Origin of the sequence: Vibrio sp. S9_S30 (assembly GCF_014694455.1) — a bacterium.
Taxonomy (GTDB): Bacteria; Pseudomonadota; Gammaproteobacteria; order Enterobacterales; family Vibrionaceae; genus Vibrio.
Map to the genome: position 1 here is coordinate 1 of NZ_JAAUWT010000008.1, position 17,247 is coordinate 17,247.

14 protein-coding genes and 1 pseudogene are annotated in these 17,247 nt (G+C 44.9%); 4 read left to right on the forward strand and 11 right to left on the reverse strand.

The genetic code is table 11. The annotated features are described in order from the left end of the window. The coding region (locus tag HC752_RS11055) for a transketolase-like TK C-terminal-containing protein (protein WP_274602124.1) at positions 1–536 on the forward strand (536 nt) is incomplete at its 5' end. A 149-nt stretch (positions 537–685) separates the two neighbouring features. Here the strand turns inward: HC752_RS11055 and HC752_RS11060 are convergent. From HC752_RS11060 to HC752_RS11100, 9 genes and pseudogenes are all read right to left on the reverse strand, one after another. Continuing rightward, positions 686–1,030, reverse strand: coding sequence for a HopJ type III effector protein (locus HC752_RS11060; RefSeq protein WP_190335186.1), 345 nt, complete (start codon positions 1,028–1,030; stop codon positions 686–688). A 113-nt stretch (positions 1,031–1,143) separates the two neighbouring features. Continuing rightward, positions 1,144–2,327 (reverse strand): annotated as a pseudogene (locus HC752_RS11065) (MFS transporter). Beyond that, the gene (locus tag HC752_RS25435) at positions 2,320–2,526 is read right to left on the reverse strand and encodes a helix-turn-helix domain-containing protein (RefSeq protein WP_446751437.1); all 207 of its coding nucleotides are present in this window, start codon (positions 2,524–2,526) and stop codon (positions 2,320–2,322) included. The pseudogene HC752_RS11065 and the gene HC752_RS25435 overlap by 8 nt, the downstream one beginning before the upstream one ends. A gap of 356 nt (positions 2,527–2,882) precedes the next feature. Next, complete coding sequence (locus HC752_RS11075; protein WP_190335188.1) at positions 2,883–5,282, reverse strand: sensor domain-containing diguanylate cyclase; 2,400 nt, start codon at positions 5,280–5,282, stop codon at positions 2,883–2,885. Positions 5,283–5,725: 443 nt separating this feature from the next. Then, a complete protein-coding gene (gene agaR, locus HC752_RS11080; RefSeq protein ID WP_190335189.1) occupies positions 5,726–6,490 on the reverse strand; it encodes a transcriptional repressor AgaR in 765 nt (254 codons plus the stop codon). Positions 6,491–6,656: 166 nt separating this feature from the next. Continuing rightward, the gene (locus tag HC752_RS11085; RefSeq protein WP_190335190.1) at positions 6,657–7,577 is read right to left on the reverse strand and encodes a sugar kinase; all 921 of its coding nucleotides are present in this window, start codon (positions 7,575–7,577) and stop codon (positions 6,657–6,659) included. Beyond that, the gene (locus tag HC752_RS11090; protein WP_190335191.1) at positions 7,574–8,515 is read right to left on the reverse strand and encodes an ABC transporter permease; all 942 of its coding nucleotides are present in this window, start codon (positions 8,513–8,515) and stop codon (positions 7,574–7,576) included. Before HC752_RS11090 ends, HC752_RS11085 begins: the two co-directional genes overlap by 4 nt. Next, on the reverse strand, positions 8,508–10,010 hold the full coding sequence (locus HC752_RS11095) for a sugar ABC transporter ATP-binding protein (RefSeq protein ID WP_190335192.1): 1,503 nt from the start codon (positions 10,008–10,010) through the stop codon (positions 8,508–8,510). The genes HC752_RS11090 and HC752_RS11095 overlap by 8 nt, the downstream gene beginning before the upstream one ends. 75 nt (positions 10,011–10,085) lie before the next feature. After that, a complete protein-coding gene (locus tag HC752_RS11100; RefSeq protein ID WP_190335193.1) occupies positions 10,086–10,970 on the reverse strand; it encodes a substrate-binding domain-containing protein in 885 nt (294 codons plus the stop codon). Between the two features lie 410 nt (positions 10,971–11,380). On the opposite strand from HC752_RS11100, the gene HC752_RS11105 reads away from it, so the two are divergent. Both HC752_RS11105 and gatY read left to right on the forward strand, forming a co-directional pair. Beyond that, the gene (locus HC752_RS11105; RefSeq protein ID WP_190335194.1) at positions 11,381–12,664 is read left to right on the forward strand and encodes a D-tagatose-bisphosphate aldolase, class II, non-catalytic subunit; all 1,284 of its coding nucleotides are present in this window, start codon (positions 11,381–11,383) and stop codon (positions 12,662–12,664) included. A gap of 97 nt (positions 12,665–12,761) precedes the next feature. Continuing rightward, positions 12,762–13,619, forward strand: a complete 858-nt coding sequence (gene gatY, locus HC752_RS11110; protein ID WP_190335195.1) for a tagatose-bisphosphate aldolase subunit GatY — start codon at positions 12,762–12,764, stop codon at positions 13,617–13,619. A gap of 127 nt (positions 13,620–13,746) precedes the next feature. Here the strand turns inward: gatY and HC752_RS11115 are convergent, their stop codons facing one another. Continuing rightward, positions 13,747–14,472: a carbonic anhydrase gene (locus HC752_RS11115; protein ID WP_190335196.1), complete on the reverse strand. Its 726-nt coding sequence runs from the start codon at positions 14,470–14,472 to the stop codon at positions 13,747–13,749. Between the two features lie 368 nt (positions 14,473–14,840). Between HC752_RS11115 and HC752_RS11120 the strand changes: the two genes are divergently transcribed. Continuing rightward, positions 14,841–16,211, forward strand: coding sequence for an MATE family efflux transporter (locus HC752_RS11120; RefSeq protein WP_190335197.1), 1,371 nt, complete (start codon positions 14,841–14,843; stop codon positions 16,209–16,211). 216 nt (positions 16,212–16,427) lie between these two features. Here HC752_RS11120 and HC752_RS11125 read toward each other — a convergent pair whose 3' ends face one another. Further along, positions 16,428–17,228: an HAD family hydrolase gene (locus HC752_RS11125; protein WP_190335198.1), complete on the reverse strand. Its 801-nt coding sequence runs from the start codon at positions 17,226–17,228 to the stop codon at positions 16,428–16,430. Positions 17,229–17,247 lie beyond the last annotated feature (19 nt).

A 17,247-nucleotide genomic window follows, 5' to 3' on the forward strand; every position in this document is an offset into this window, starting at 1 on the left:
ACATGAGCACATGGCGCCCGTGTGACCAAGTGGAATCGGCGGTAGCGTGGAAACTGGCGATTGAGCGCAGAGATGGCCCTACATCGCTTATCTTCTCTCGTCAAAACCTCGCGCAGCAAGCTCGTGACGCTGCACAAGTGGCAGACATCGCAAAAGGTGGCTACATCCTGAAAGACAGCGACGGCAAGCCAGAGCTTATCTTGATTGCGACGGGCTCGGAAGTCGAGCTGGCGGTAGAAGCCGCCGCCAAACTGACGGAAGCTGGTAAGAAAGTACGCGTGGTCTCTATGCCTTCAACGGATGCGTTCGACAAGCAAGATGCGGCTTACCGCGAGTCGGTACTGCCTTCAGACATCACAGCGCGTATCGCCGTGGAAGCGGGTATTGCCGACTTCTGGTACAAGTATGTGGGCTTTGATGGCCGCATTATCGGTATGACGACATTCGGTGAATCAGCACCAGCAGACGAATTGTTCAAGATGTTCGGTTTCACGGTTGAAAACGTGGTCGAGACAGCAAACGAGTTGTTGGCTTAACCTAACCAACGCCATTAAATCGAATGCCCTGCTCTTACGAGTAGGGCATTTTTCTTTCTTACCAACCGAACCCATGGGTTCATAACCTTATATCCGGATAGAACTCTTTTCTATTCGGTTTTTATATTTGAGGCGTTAAAAAGAAAAGCTTATTTCTGCGCTAATGCTTGACCTTGAAAGCGAATACCTTCCCATCCAAACTGAATAAAGTTACGAATATTCTGGTGATCATCACCTTCTGGGTTCTCTAACACATCTTTACGATAAAAATCGCCAAAGCACGAAAGCGTGCTCTTTGGGTCTAAACCTTGGATCTTCGCGAACGCAAAAATTTTACATGAGCCGTTGTTTTGCCCTGCTTCATTCATCGTATCGCCATTTTGAAACTCTGTTGGGGTGAACTCGTAATTTGAGTCAATCACTGAAATGACGTCTGAAAATTGTACTGAGTCTGGAGACTCGGATAACGTCGTGAGAAGTGCCTGTAAATCCATGATGAGCATTCCTTTAATCATTTTGTTCGCTTTAAGTAGGCTGAGCAGTATACCCAGCCAGACCAAATACTTAAAGGTTTGCGCTCTATCCAATGACAGCTTTACACTCTACCCTACCCGATGACAGCTTTGCCGGATTTATTCGCTTTTCTTGCGTTGAATATAAAGACCACCAAAACGGCGATAACGAGCGGTGCCACATAAAGATTGAGTTTCTGCCAACCAACCGTCGCTTCTAACCATCCCGACAACATTGCCGTTATCGCAACGCAACCAAATACAAAGAATTCATTGAATGCCTGAGCTTTGGCTCTATTTTTGGTCGCATAGGACTGGCTAAATAGACCCGTCGCCGAAATGAACATGAAATTCCACCCAACACCAAGCAAAATTAACGCCATGGTAAAGTGCCAAATGGATTGACCGTGAATATTAATAGCTATGCAACCAATAAAGATAAATCCACCGGTCACAATCATGGCGCGAGCCCCAAACTTTTCGATCAGACGCCCTGTAAAAAATGCAGGGACGAACATGCCTAAAACATGCCATTCGATGACCCCAGCCGCGCGCGTATAAAGTCAAAGCCACAGCCAAGCATCGCAAGTGGAGTGGCCGTCATTAATAAGTTCATTACAGCGTAAGACACCATTGCAGCAAATACCGCAGTCATGACGTTAGGTTTCTTAATGATGGTTCGAACAGAATCGCTGACTTCATTACTCTTATTGTCTTGAACAGCAGGAAACGCGATCGTCTGTAACACAATCAGTGCCATCATATTGAGTAATAAAACCGCGACAAACGCACCAATGTATAACCCTTCAGGGTATAGGGTATGAGACATGACCGCCAAATTCGGACCCAGCACGGCAGCCAAAACACCCCCCGCCATCGATATCGATATCGCTCTGTGGCGGGCAGTTTCATGGCTAACTTCAATAGCCGCAAATCGATACAGTGTCCCGAATCCGATGCCAACGCCGAGCAAAGCCGTCGCAACACAAAATAGCCCAAAGTGAGCTTGGCTTAACGCGAACGTTGCCAATAACGCGCCTGCAATGCCAAACAGGTTCCCTAAACTGAACCCTTTTTTTCGCCCCAATTTCCCCATGATCAAAGATGCTGGTATCGTCGCTGCCATGAGCCCTAAAAACTGCAGACCGACAGGTAACGTAATCAAACTTGGACTCGGAGAAATCTCTTTCCCAATAAGACCAACAACCGAAATCAGCACTATGTTGCCCGTCATGAGCAATGCCTGACACAAGGACAAAAGCCAAACATTCTTATTCATTTGTCTTCCTTTTAAATCGCTGGCGGTATGCCATTGGGCTTATGCCGTATTGATGTTGAAAAACATTTCGCAAATTATCGCCACGGGCAAACCCTGAGAGTATAGCGATTTGCGCTAGTGTTAAATCACTATTTCTTAGGCGAGCACAGGCGAAATTTAAGCAATCTTTAATCACATACTGACGGGCTGAATTTTGAATCCGACTGGAAGATACGGTTGAGTGGGCGGCGGCTTAATCCTATAAGATGAGCAATACCTTCAACCCGAATGTGCAATTTCAAATTCTGTAGGTGGTTTATTGAATTGGTTGGCAAAGGAGAATAACTCTGCCGGCCCAATCAGATCAAGGCGTTGGCAACGAGGGTAGGCACAACTCCTATTGTTCTTGTTCATACCTATTGTTCTCGTTCATACCTATTGTTCTCGTTCATACCTATTATTTTCGTTCATACCTCATGCGCTCGATTTCTCGTTAACGCATAGAAGTATGAAGGGAATTAAGAATGTCCACAACGACGAATATCCGATCTTTCAGACATTAAGGTACAACGAGTATTAGGTTTCCTGCACGCATCCGTCATCGAAAATTCTAAACCCATTTTTACCTGCCGCCTTGGCTTGATACATTGCAGTATCCGCTTGCTTAATGAGTGTCTCAGCCTCTGGCCTGCCGTCTGGTTGAGGGTAGAAGGTAATCCCGATACTGGCGGAAACATGTAATGTGTGTCCCTCATAAACCATAGGTACTGATACGGCTTCCAAAATTCGGCTAATTGGAATGTCATAGGCGCAGGGTTTACAGACATTTTGAATCACAAAAACAAACTCGTCGCCCCCAAACCGCGTGACGGTATCACCAGCTCGAATACTGTGTTGAAACTGCTCAGAAACATGCTTTAGCATCATGTCACCCACTTGATGTCCATAACCGTCATTAATCTTTTTGAATCCATCCAAATCCAAAAATAAGATGGCAATGTGTCGCTTTGAACGCTCTGTTTGAAGCATGGCTTGGTTGAGTCGATCAATCAGTAAAATACGGTTTGGCAACCCAGTTAACGAATCAAAATGTGCAATGTAATTTAAACGCTCTTCCTGCCGCTTTTTGATAGTGATATCCGAGAAAATACCGACATAATGAGTAATTTGTCCGTATTCATTTCGTATCGAAGTGATGTTCAAATCCAGTGCGACTTCTTCCCCACTGGATCGCTTAATCCAAATTTCATCATTCCAATGCCCTTCCTTGCCTAACGCTTGGGTCATTTCAACAAACTGATTAGGCTGCATAAACCTATTTTGGTATTCCAATAGGTTTATCTTTTTTGACTCGTAAGCCGTAACGCCAGAAAACAGGCGGCAAGCGTCATTGACGTCAATGATATCCAACTTCGCATCGCTGATGAAAATGCCTTCATGTGCGTGCTTAAATACACTTGCTGCCAGCTTTTCTTTTTCCTGCGCAAGATAAGTATCGGTGATATCCCTCACGGCACCCACGGTGATGTCTGGGCGATGATTCGATGAGAACAGCGTTTTCCCTTCTTGGATGACATATTTTATTCGGCCATCTTGCATTAATAGCCTATGACCTATATAGAAAGGCGTTTTATTTTCTAAAGATTCACGAAAGGCGCTATCCACTTTTATTCTGTCTTCAGGGTGAATGACATCTAGAAAAAGCTGATAGGATGGCTCGTTTTCGCCTTCTTCTAGCTCGAAAATACGGTAGATTTGCTCGGACCAATAAAGAGAATCGGTTTCCAAATTTAACGACCAACTCCCCGTATTTGCGATGCGTTGCGCCTGAACGAGATTACTTTGGCTTTCTTCCAAATCTTCGGTGTGTCCGCGAATCACGGCTTCGAGGCTTTTTATGCTCGCCATGAATACCCATAAAATGATGATCTCGGCCAGAATGTAGCCAAGCGCCCCCCACATTATGGCTTGTTTCACCGCTTTAGAATACTGTGCGTAAAGTGGCGATGCGTCTTTCCAAAAAAACACTTTACCGGCTTCCTCATTGCTCCCCTTTAACGCATCGGCATAGCTAATAATAGGAAGCTGAATCACATTAAGCGGCTTTCCATCAAATTCAATGATGTCTTGCCTGATCCCTTGCTTGATCAACGACGCGTCCGCCAATTGTCGAATCAACCCTGAAAATATAGGAGCAGATTGGTGCTTGATAATGCACAGGCAGCCTTCAATGTACTGCATTCTGTGGTAGTCTTCCTGAAAATCTAACCACATGGATTTTGCAATGGAAGAAATGCGTAACGTTACGCCTGCGCCGATCTCTATATGACTTTCTATCCGTTTGAGCATGTTACTCAGAGGGATTCCGACGTCAACGGCAGCAATAACGTTCGCACTACCCTTGCCATTATAATCGTCAAAAATCGGAGCCACCGCTCTAAGCGCTGCAATCGTTCGCCCTACTTCGTATCCCGCTTGCACCTCCCCATTGGCCATCACATTGGTTACCGTATCCCGAACACCATCGACGGAATCGCCATAGAGATTGGGTTGGTCCAATCTCAAAAAAGCTTTTGCGTCTGGCGCTAGAAATACCTGCAACGTTTTAATGTCGTACCGCTCTTGAATCAGTTGCCAAGCAGGTTTGAGTTGGTTGGTGAGTTTTTGCCGAAGCAAATCATTAAGTACTGCGTTGATGTCGCTTTCCTGCTGCGGACTATTGAAACTTTCCCTGATTAAGCTTTTTACATTGGGATCATTAGCAATGACGGTTGCCAACAAACTCATGTCGGTTTTTGATTGTTCCAACACGGTTTGATAGCTCTGAGTAATTTGCTGAGCCTGCTGTTTGATTGAAACAGAAAGGGATTGTTTTGATGAATTAATACTAATGAATACAAAAAGCACATCAATCAAAGCGATGATCATACTGAGAATGATGAAATTATTTCGATGGTAATTTGACAGGTACTTCATAGGGTACCAAACCTCGCTCAATCGGAACTACTGACTCCGTATACAGACATCCATATCTGTAACAGAACGACCCAACCTAGCTTCAAACTAATAAAAGATTTCACAATGACAAAGTGTCTGCACCAACATAGAGGATGACACCAACATAAGGGTTTGCACCGATATAAGGGTATCGTTTGCACAGGCTTTGTTCTGGTTAGGCGCCCAGTGTCCAATTTTTATTGAACGAATTCGACCCATACCAGTACCTACTTGCAAGTAAGTATCAAAAATGAGCCACAAAATAATAGGGTTATTAATAATGTGAGGAATCACTAGAATCAATAATGGAAGAATTAAAAGGGACAAATAGGCTCTAGCCAACGATCACTAGAGCGCAACGGATCCCCAACAAAAGAGATTGTATTGGGTTTAATTGTATTGGGTTTAATTATTCTGATTTTCTAAACAATAATGACTGTTATGTTTTGTTCCGTGAGCGCTTGCTTGTGCTCTTCCGAAATTCCGCTATCGGTAATTAAAATATCTACAGCGTTACACGGAATGACTTTGTACACACTCACTTTCCCAAACTTGCTGGAATCTGTCACCACTATTGTGGTCTTTATGGACTCGCACATCACTCGGTACAAACGCGCCTCATGCTCACTGTGCGTCGTAATGCCGTAGTCCAAGTGAATACCGTCGACACCCACAAAAATTTTATCAAAGTGGTAATCTTTTAGGCTTGACTCCGCCTGCGGCCCGTAAAAGGACTGGCTATCACAACGTAACGTTCCCCCCGTGATCATGACATCCAAACCAGACGAATTAGCCAAAGTTGACACAATATTCAACCCATTAGTCATCACGACTAAATCAGATTTGTCTGCAATGAGTTTTGCTATGTATTCTGTCGTTGTGCCCGCTCCGAGAATGATCGCATCTTTAGGGTGAATGTGTTTGACCGCTTCTTTTGCTATCGCGAGTTTTTCTGGCGTGTGGTGTGTGAGTTTTATTTTGTTTGAGGATTCGGCTAACGAAGATTGGTTACGAATGGCTCCGCCATGTGAACGTATGAGCAAACCTTTTTCGTCTAGGTAGTCTAGGTCATTCCTGATTGTTACTAAGCTAACATCATGTAATTCGGATAGCTCATTGACTGAAACACTGCCGTTTAAATTCAGCCTACTTAGTATACTTTCCCGTCTTTTACTCGTTTGACTCATTTTGAGAAGCTACCCTCTTCGCTGTAAAGTTTTGCGCTATCAATCAAAGCGAGGATTGTACATGAGGATAATTTTGATAACAATTAGCCCTTGTGAAGCCGAGAAGTAACGCAGATTCACTCTTCCCCAAACGATAACGCTCAGCCTCTCCTGTAACCCTAGCACTCTAGAATTCGTTTAACTCTTCCAGCCGCGATGTGCCTTCCATCGGACCCGCTACCGTGACGGAACGCGAACCACATTTTGCTGCGATACACAGCGCGTCCGCTATACTTTGCCCCCTTATTCGACAGGCAATGTACGCACCGCCAAAGCAGTCCCCTGCTCCTGTCGGATCCACCTCATCCACAGCAAAAGGGGGCTGGATGTATTCCTTCGTCGGAGTAAAAACCATCGCGCCTTTCGAGCCACGCTTTAAAACCACTTCCTTCACGTTAAAACGATCAAAGTACTCGTTGATTGCCGCGCTCTGATCCTCAAACTTGGACAGCGTGGTAATTTCGGCTTCACTTGGTAAATAGGTATCCGTATTTTCAAGGATTGTCAGGAGTGAACGAGCCATTTTTTCATCCAGCAGTTCTTTACGAATATTCGGGTCAAAGGAGATCGTCCCCCCACAGCTCCTAACTTGATTGATTGCTTCAAGAGTCAGCTGCACTATGTCATCACTGATGAGCGAAGACCCCATGACATGAAGATGTGTACAACCTTTAAACACCTCTAGGTTTGCATTTTCTAAGCTTAACTTTCCGCACGCCGCATTTTTTATGTTGAAGATGAAATCACGGTTGCCATCCGAATGATACGTCACAAACGCACTTCCGGTGGTTTCTTTGTCTAACACCGTAATGCCACTCACATCGACGCCATCACTGCGAAGCCGGTTAATGTTGAGCTCCCCAAACCCATCGTTTCCTACGGCGGACACAATGGCACATTCCACACCCAGTTTCGCCACCTGATCGATAAAGATTGCAGGCGCACCACTCGGAAAAGGCCCTGAAAAAAAGCCCGTTTGAGAGAGTGACTGATTGAGTTCCATCGCCATGATTTCTACAACAATTTCTCCAATGGTGACAATTTTCATCCTTGACCTTTCTTGTTTTTATACACGTCGATTCCTACCGCGATAAGAATCACGATTCCCTTTACAATGAGAGAGACAAAAAAATCGACGTTCATTAAACTCATCACATTACTTAAAACGGCAATGATGAGCGCTCCAATAAGCGTACCGATGATGGTGCCTCTGCCCCCCGTTAACGATGTTCCGCCAAGAACACAGGCGGCAATGGCATCCAATTCCATGCCATTGGCTGACGTTGGTTGAGCCGAAAACATACGAGAAGCCAACATGACTCCGCCTATACCCGCCATTAGCCCAGTGATCATGTAAGAGTAAATCGTTGTCTTGGTGACATTTATTCCAGAATAAGCTGCGGCTTCAGGGTTCCCGCCCACAATGTATATCTTTCTACCGAATGTGGTTTTAGATAACAGAAAGTGATTCAGTGCGATCATCGTGATTAATAGGATGATGGGAAACGGAATACCAAATAAGTAGCCATTAAATACATATTCGAAAGGAGCATTATCATAGAGAGAAATGGCTTTACCGTCGCTTGTGAGCATTGCCGCACCACGCCAAATGCCCATAAAGCTCATTGTGACGATAAAAGGGTGCACACCCAACCATGTAGTGATAAAACCATTGGCGAACCCACATAATATGGACACACCCAGTGCGACGGGCAACAAGAGTGAAAATGGCAATCCATACGTCAGCCCCACAACCAATACCAAGCCCGTCAAGGCCACAATAGAACCAACAGACAGGTCTATTCCGGCCAGTAAAATGGCGTAGGTCATCCCAAATGCAACGATGGCAACAATCGACGTTTGTAGCAATATGTTGGTGAAATTATTCATCGACAAAAAGTATTCAGAGAGAAGTGAAGACACAACGATAAGTAGAATGAGCCCACCTAAAATTCCACCATACTCTTTTACGAACATCCTAATCATTTGTATCCACTCCTGTCGCGTACACCATCACTTTGTCTTGAGATAATCCAGCGGTTTTCAGTTCTTTAACGATGCGTTTATTGCGCATAACAAACAAACGATCGCTCATATTCAACGCTTCGGGTAATTCCGAAGAAACCAAAATCACGGCGGTCCCTGTGGCCGTCAAATCTCGAATGATGCTGTAGATTTCAAATTTCGCTCCAACATCTACCCCTCTTGTCGGCTCATCTAAAATGAGAATGTCTGGTTTTTTTTCTAGCCATTTAGCCAATACAACCTTTTGTTGGTTTCCCCCACTCAGTGAGCCGACAGCTTGGTGTTCATCGTGCACTTTTATGTTCATTTTTTTGATGCTGCCGGTTGTAATACGGCGCTCTTCTTGAGGGCTTAGGATCCCTGCCGTTGCCACCTCTTCAAAAGAGGTTAAGTTGCAATTCACATGCACACTGTGCTCCAGCACTAAGCCTTCTTCTTTTCTGTTTTCCGTTACGAATGCCATTCCATGGCTTATCGCAACACTTGGGCTTGATATGTTTATCGACTTGCCTTTCACTTCGATACTTCCTTGATAAGGCAACATACCAAAAAGTGCATTCATGACGTCTGACCGGCCGGAGCCGACAAGCCCAAAAAAGCCGACAACCTCACCGGCATGAAGATCAAAACTGATTGCTTGGAAATAAGCAGGATTCGTTAGCGTTCTGACCTTAAGTACAGGTGCCCCTAACGTTTGCAATTCATCGATTTTGGCGGGGTATATATCGTCCATTTCTCGACCGACCATCATGGTGATCAATGAGTCAATATCCGTTTTCTCTTTCTCCACTGTACGGATATATTTCCCATCACGCATCACCGTAATGTCATCAGAAATCCTCATGATTTCAGCCATTTTATGACTGACATAAACGATGGCTTTTCCATCGGATTTCAGTTCAGCAATAATGCGAAAGAGAATGTCCACTTCCGAATCTGAGAGCGAAGAAGAGGGCTCGTCGAAAATAACCACGTCGGAAACATAGCTGAGCCCTTTGGCTATTTCGACTAATTGCCTTTGTGCCATAGACAACGCACTGACTTTGATCGTTGGAGAAATGGGGATTTTGTACTTATCTAGAAGTTCTTTGGTGTCTTCTATCATTTTTGAATCATCAATGATGCCTCGCTTTTGAGGTTCATTGTTGGCATAAATATTTTCTGCCACAGTCAAGTTATTGCATAGAGAAAGCTCCTGAAAAATAATCGCGATTCCGCTTTCTCTTGACTCCATGGGCGACTTAAAAACGACGTCACGACCATTACGTAAGATTTGCCCTTTCGTTGGAGAGTGGACGCCTGCCAACATCTTAAGCGTTGTAGACTTTCCGCACCCATTTTCACCCAAAATCGTATGGACTCGCCCTGCAAAGAGCTGAATCGTCAGCCCATCCACCGCTTTTATCGCACCAAAATGTTTGCTTAGATCTTTTGTTTCTAACAGGATTTTTCCCATAACGATGTCCTGAATGAAATAGAGCGGTTCGGCTCTATTTCATTCTCATAATTACATTTGCATTCTCACCATTAATTACATTCCGGTGTAGAGAACCGGCACAATCGGATATTCAGCGTCGACTTGCTTACCGTTTAAGTGGTCTACGGCGGCTTTTACGGCGGTTCTCCCCATGGTGTCAGCATCCTGTTTCACAACCCCGATCAGATGTGCATTGTCATCCACTGCCTTTATGCCTTCGGGCATACCATCAAAGCCAATCACAACCGCTTTTGAAGATTGTTTGGTCACAGCCAAACCAGCACCTATCATCATGTCATCGCCAAAGGCAAAAATGAGGTCTGTCTCTGGGTTGGCTTGGAGCATATTAATCGTTGAGGTCATGGATTCTTCACGCGTTTTCCCTGGCTGCACGGCAACAATCTTAATCTCCGTATCGGCTACCGCGTCGCGGAAACCGCGCAATCGGTCTTCCACTGAAGAAATGCCAGGGTAAGACAGCATCACCACGGTTCCTGTGCCTTTCAGGTACTTTTTAGCCAGCTTTCCGGCTTCGACCCCACCGCCGTAGTTGTCGGTTGCGATGTGGGAAACGACTTTGCTGTTCTCTGCCCCAATATCAACGGTGAGAACAGGGATATTAGCGCGCTCTGCCTTTTTCAACGGTCCTCTTATGCCCTTGGAATCGACGGGGGAAATGATAATTGCGTCTACATTTTTAATAATACAATCTTCAATATCGCTGATTTGCTTTGCCAGATCTTGGTTAGCGATGGACACGTTTAGATTGGCTTTGTTTTCTTTCGCTCCCGCTTTTAAACCGTCACCTAGGGCAATATAAAATGGGTGTGATTGAGTAAGCAAAGAGACACAAAGGGTGTATTCATTGGCGGCGTAAACATTCATAGAGAACGCCGTCAACACTGATAGCGAAGTAAATAAGTGCTTGATATTTTTCATCTTACTTTCCTTGTATTCCACGTTTAATTAGGACGTGCGTCGTCCCTTTATCTTTTGGCGACCTGCCATATACGTAACTGAATCCTCATGTATCCATTTTGGGTCAACTCGTGATCTGTGCATTTTTTGACCACCAAATTCAGCACATACAAAAATGATACAACAAGATATAAAAAGCAAAAGAAAGTTAACGCAAGTTAGATGTCGATCAATTTTTATCAATACATCTATCAGTTCGGTACTGTTATCCGCGTTGGAACCCTTAAATAAACGCATAAATGAGACATAAGTCACGTTGGGCAACCTATTTTGACGATATTTCAATCTACGTGATCTACCTTTTGTTTTTTATGATATCTTTCTTTTAAATTTCAACGACGACAAAAGAAAAGATTTCGAAAGGTTTAAATGTGAATGAATTGCTAGATTTGGTCGCACAGCATAAGTCGGGAAAAAGAGTCGGTATCTATTCTGTTTGCTCTGCACACCCCTTGGTGTTAGAGGCGGCCTTGAAGCAGAGTTTACAAGATGGTCAGGCTGTTCTCATCGAGTCCACTTCTAATCAAGTCAACCAATTTGGTGGGTATACGGGAATGACCCCAATGCAATTCAAGCAATTGGTTTTTTCCATCGCCGAGTCCATTTCCTTTCCCTTAGACAGGGTGCTTTTGGGCGGTGATCATCTTGGCCCTAATTGCTGGCGGTCTGAATCAGCGGCGGCAGCGATGAGTCAGTCTAAAAGCTTGATTCGGAGTTACATTGAAGCTGGATTTCGAAAAATTCACCTCGACTGTTCCATGTCTTGTGCTGACGACCCATTACCGCTTAGTGACGAAACTATCGCACGTCGAGCAGCCGTCCTTTGCTTAGTGGCTGAAGATACATGGAAAACGGTAGGCGGTCCGGCTCCTGTCTATGTTATTGGAACCGAAGTGCCTACACCCGGTGGCGCATTGGAGCCATTGGATCTCACGATGGAAGTCACACACGACAAAGCGGCAGAAAAAACGATTATGGTGCATAAACTAACCTTTAGAAATATGGGGTTAGAAGAGGTTTGGCATAGGGTTATTGGGTTAGTTGTACAGCCCGGCGTCGAGTTTGATCACCATAGTGTTGCACACTACGATACCGAAAAGGCAAAACCTTTAAGCCGTATGATAGAAGGACACCAACATCTGTTGTTTGAAGCGCATTCCACCGACTATCAGCGCCCAAGCGCTTACAGACAACTCGTCGACGATCACTTCGCCATTCTAAAAGTGGGGCCGGCATTAACGTTTGCTTTGCGCGAGGCACTTTTTGCCTTGGCAGACGTGGAACAAGAATGGATAAGCAAAAGCAAGGCGTCCAACCTGAAGCAGGTGATCGAAGCGGTCATGATGGACGAGCCCACTTACTGGCAACACCACTACACAAGCTCGGGCATACAACAATATATCGACCGACACTACAGCCTGAGTGATCGTATTCGATACTACTGGCCAAATAAAAAGGTCAAGTTGGCTGTAGACATATTGTTTGAAAATTTAATTCAGTCCCCTCCACCAATGACTTTGCTAAGCCAGTATTTGCCGAATCAATCCAAGAAAATAGCGGGTGGACACATTGCAAGTCACCCGAAAGAAATTGTGCTGGATAAGATCATGGAAGTCACACATACCTATAGCCAAGCGTGCCGATCCAATACGTAGGCACACGTCGTCGCTTTCACTTTATTTACCGCTTGCTCTCGCTGTTAATCACCTTGGGTAACGACTAACGCAAGGCACTCATTAAAAAGGAAAATTTATGAATAACATCATAAATAGCAACTACTGGTTACACAAAGCACGACATGAAGGCTATGCCGTTCCTGCGTTTAATTTTCACAACCTCGAAACAGTGCAAGTCATATTAGATACCGCCAAAGCAATGGAATCTCCCGTTATCTTGGCTGGCACGCCAGGCACTTACCAATACGGTGGTGCTAGAGAACTGATTCATATGGTCAATGCCGCTGCGTATGAGCGAAATATTCAAGTCGTCGTTCACCTTGATCACCACCATGATCTCGCGGATATTGAACAAAAAGTGAGGCTTGGCGTTCGCTCAGCCATGGTCGATGGCAGTGCCCTGCCCTTAGAGGAAAACATTAAGCTAACAAAGGCTACCGTCGAACTTTGTCATGCTTATGGCTGCTGTGTAGAAGCGGAGATTGGTCAGCTTGTTGGTCAAGAGGATGATTTAATTATCGAATCGGTCGCGGACCCTTATACCAATCCAGATGACGCGGTAAAACTCGTCGAACAAACCAATATCGACTCGCTTGCCATAGCAATAGGCACCGCACATGGACTCTACAAAGACGAACCAAAATTGGATTTTGCTCGCCTTGAGCGCATCGCCAAACTCATCGACATCCCATTAGTCTTGCACGGTGCTTCTGGTGTCAGTGTTGCGGATGTGCAGCGTTGCATTTCTCATGGCGTTGCTAAAGTCAACGTAGCGACCGAATTAAAAATCGCTTTTGCAAACTCTTTAAAGAATGCGTTCAATGAAGATCCAAACGTCAATGATCCGAGAATTTACAACGAAGCGCCAAAAGCAGCCATGGCAAAGTTAGTCAGAGAAAAGATCTTAATGTGCCGAAGCGATGGGAAGCTTTAGACGACTTGGGTATAAAGCCTGGAACTCATCACTCGACACTCGACACTCGACACTCGACACTTGATGGAATCGAAAGCGCCTATTTTAAAGCAAACGACTTGGGCGCTTTTTCACTACTCTGTATCGGCTACTTTACAACAATACGCCCATTAATTGCCTGAATTGGACGTGCATTCATGCCCGTCGACTGAGCAAATGTCTCTATTTGCTCTTTGCTCACACCCAAAGGCTCTTTCATCAAGACCCAACGTACACCTTCACTGCATGGCGGCGTAGTCAGTGAGCCATTAAAACGATAGTAGTCCTGCTCATCTGGCAGCAACTGCGCCAAATCGAAACCTGTCTCTAACGGCTTTCTCTCTTTCGATTCAAGCGTGTCACTCAATAACGCTTTCAGAGACTGGTTCGGCTTAGATTCCAATTCATACATAATACCAACGACGGCCAGTTGCCCCTTGGTATTCTCATGCACAAAGTGAACTTCCAGCGGGAACTGCCTTCCTAAAATGGTGTTTTCAGATGGTGTATGGAAGTGGAATTGCTTCAGTTCGTATTCGCCGCCTTCTAATGTAAGTGTATTATGCCCGCTCACATTGACTTGAATCGCGTGCCCATTATTCACAACTTCGGTTGCAGAACCATGGTAAGTCAGCGTTATGGGTTGTTTTTTCGCTTTTAGCGCATCAGAGATATTCACTGGTGACTGATTTTTACCTTCCCCACACATGGTAAAAAGTTTTGCCCATTCATCAACACCATGCTCTCCTTTGTATGACCAATCTATCGCCACAGAAGGAAAAGCAAAGGATGAAACCAACAAGCCAACGAGCAGTTTAAGTTTTACATTTTCCATATATAGTTGCCTCTTTCATTTAACAATTCGCACGCATTAACCAATTAAAGATGAGGTATGCAAACCGTCGAAATACTATATTGCGAAACACTCTTAACTATTCGTATGCAATTAATGATTCCATTTCTTATATATTGAACCATTGTAACATTATGCATATGCCGTCACTCTTTACGCATGGCAAGAAGACGCTCGGATTCCCCCTCATAATCGCGGCTAACTTATTAATATCTTTATTATTAGTCATTCACTCTAATCCCAACTTTGCTACGAAATTTCTTGGATTATTCCTATGCTCTTCTTGAGCAATTCTTTATTATGTTTTTCATCGATATTGAGTAGTCTCATACTCAAACAATGGAGCACACGTGCAAACCTATAAAGATGAAATATCACGCCTAGTTAAATTGGCTACGCCCATTCTTTTCGCATCCATTGCGCAAACTGGCATTGGATTTGTAGATACCGTCATGGCGGGCGGCGTGAGTGCGACCGATCTCGCCGGAGTGGCAATAGCCACCAGCATTTGGCTGCCGACGATTTTATTTGGAATCGGTATATTAATGGCGTTGGTGCCGATTGTTGCTCAGTTAAATGGCGCGAATCGTAAAGACGAAATTGCCAATGAAGTACAACAAGCCATTGCGATGGGGTTATTTGTTAGCGTGCCTATTATTGCGGTTTTCCTGCAAGTGCAATGGATATTGGGGCTGATGAACGTTGAGCCGAAATTGGAAGAAATTTCGACTGGCTATATGACGATGGTGATGCCCGCCGTTCCTGCGGTGATGCTATTCCAAGCTTTCAGAAGTTACACCGATGGTATGTCACTGACCAAACCTGCGATGGTCATCAGTTTTATTGGTCTCGTCGCTAATATCCCGCTGAACTGGATGTTTGTTTATGGAGAATTGGGCGCGCCAGCACTCGGTGGTGTTGGCTGTGGCGTTGCCACCAGCATTGTTCAATGGTTAATGCTGTCTGCCATGGTGTTTTATGTAGTGACGGCGCGAAAGCTTAAACCTATTGGCACTTTTGCTAAACTGTATCGACCTAAATTGAGTGCTCAGCGCAGGCTGTTTAAATTGGGGTTCCCGATTGCGGCTTCTATTTTTTTCGAAGTGACGCTTTTTTCCGTTGTCGCCATCATTATCGCGCCTCTTGGTTCCATCGTGGTGGCGGCGCACCAAATAGCGCTTAATTATTCGTCGCTTATTTTTATGTTCCCTCTCAGCTTAGGCGCCGCAATCAGTATTCGAGTTGGGCATCAACTTGGAGAAAGCAATGCGGAAGGGGCGAAGGTATCGGCCATTGTTGGATTTATCGTTGGCTGCTCACTTGCCGTATTCACTGGCATTCTAACCGTTATCTTTCGCGAAGCCATTACACAGCTTTACACCGACAGTGCTCCTGTGATTACCTTTGCCATGCATTTGCTTCTGTTCTCTGCGGCCTATCAACTCACTGATACCATTCAGGTTATCGCGGCGGGTGCACTACGCGGCTATAAAGACATGAAAGCCATATTCTATTGCACCTTTGTCTCGTATTGGCTGCTTGGGCTGCCTACCGGATACGCATTCGGAATGACCGATTTCTTTGGCGAACCCATGGGTGCCGCTGGCTTCTGGGTTGGTTTTATTGTTGGTCTATCCGCAGCGGCTCTATTGCTGTCGGCACGGCTGTATTGGATACACAAGCAAGATGAGTCTATTCGCTACAGCTATATGGCGAGATAACCTGAACCTAGGATAAATACCCTGAACTTGGGATAAATACCTAAACTCAGGATAAATAACCTGAACTTGGAATAGATAAATACCTGAACTTGGAATAGATAAATAACCTCGGTGTCGCAAACGAAACGTTTAAAAACACAAAAAAGCTCCGGCGCTTGAGTCGGAGCTTTTTTATCGGCGCTCAGCGGGTTAAGCCTTGGAGTATTCCAGAGCCCATTACTCCGCCGTTTCTTTTAAAGACCTCAGAAAATAGGCTACCCCATTGTCATCGTTTGACCGAGTTATGGTGCAGTGCGGAAGGGCTTTAACTAATTCATCCATCGCATTCCCCATAACGACCCCTTCACCGGCTTGCTGCAACATTTCTAAATCATTCATTGCATCGCCAAAAGCCACAACGTTAACCATGTCGATGCCTTTTTTCGATAAAAAGTGCTTAATGGCCTCGGCTTTAGACAACCCTTTCATCACAATGTCGAGGGTATTGGGGGACGACTTACAAATATTGGTCTGCGCACCAAATTCGTCTTTTAATATCGTGCAGTAGTGGTTCACTTGCTCTTCACTGCCTTGCAGCAGAATTTTCAGCGCTTCGATGTTTTTTATCTCATCTTCGGTGGTGTAGTCACAGGTTAGCCCCGACTGCGCAATGTAATCCTCAAAGAATGGGTTTTCTTCCACCATATGCCAGCCTTTTTCTGAAAATACCGTAATATGGAATGGAAGATCCACGGCTCGGTTCAGTAGCGATTGACTTAGCACTTTCGGTAAACACTGTGTAAAGAGCGGGTGGGATTCTCCCCCTTTGATCATCGCCCCATTGCAGGACACAATCACCGGATTAAAAGATAGCTCCGTAAGTACACGCCTTGCGTCCGTATCAAAACGCCCAGTCGCCACCATAACCACTACGCCATCGTGATGAAATTCTTCAAGGACACGAATCGTTTCACGTGATAACGCCCCTTGACTGTTCAATAAAGTCCCATCGAGATCCGACACAACTGCTTGATACATATGCTCTTCCTTTATAAAA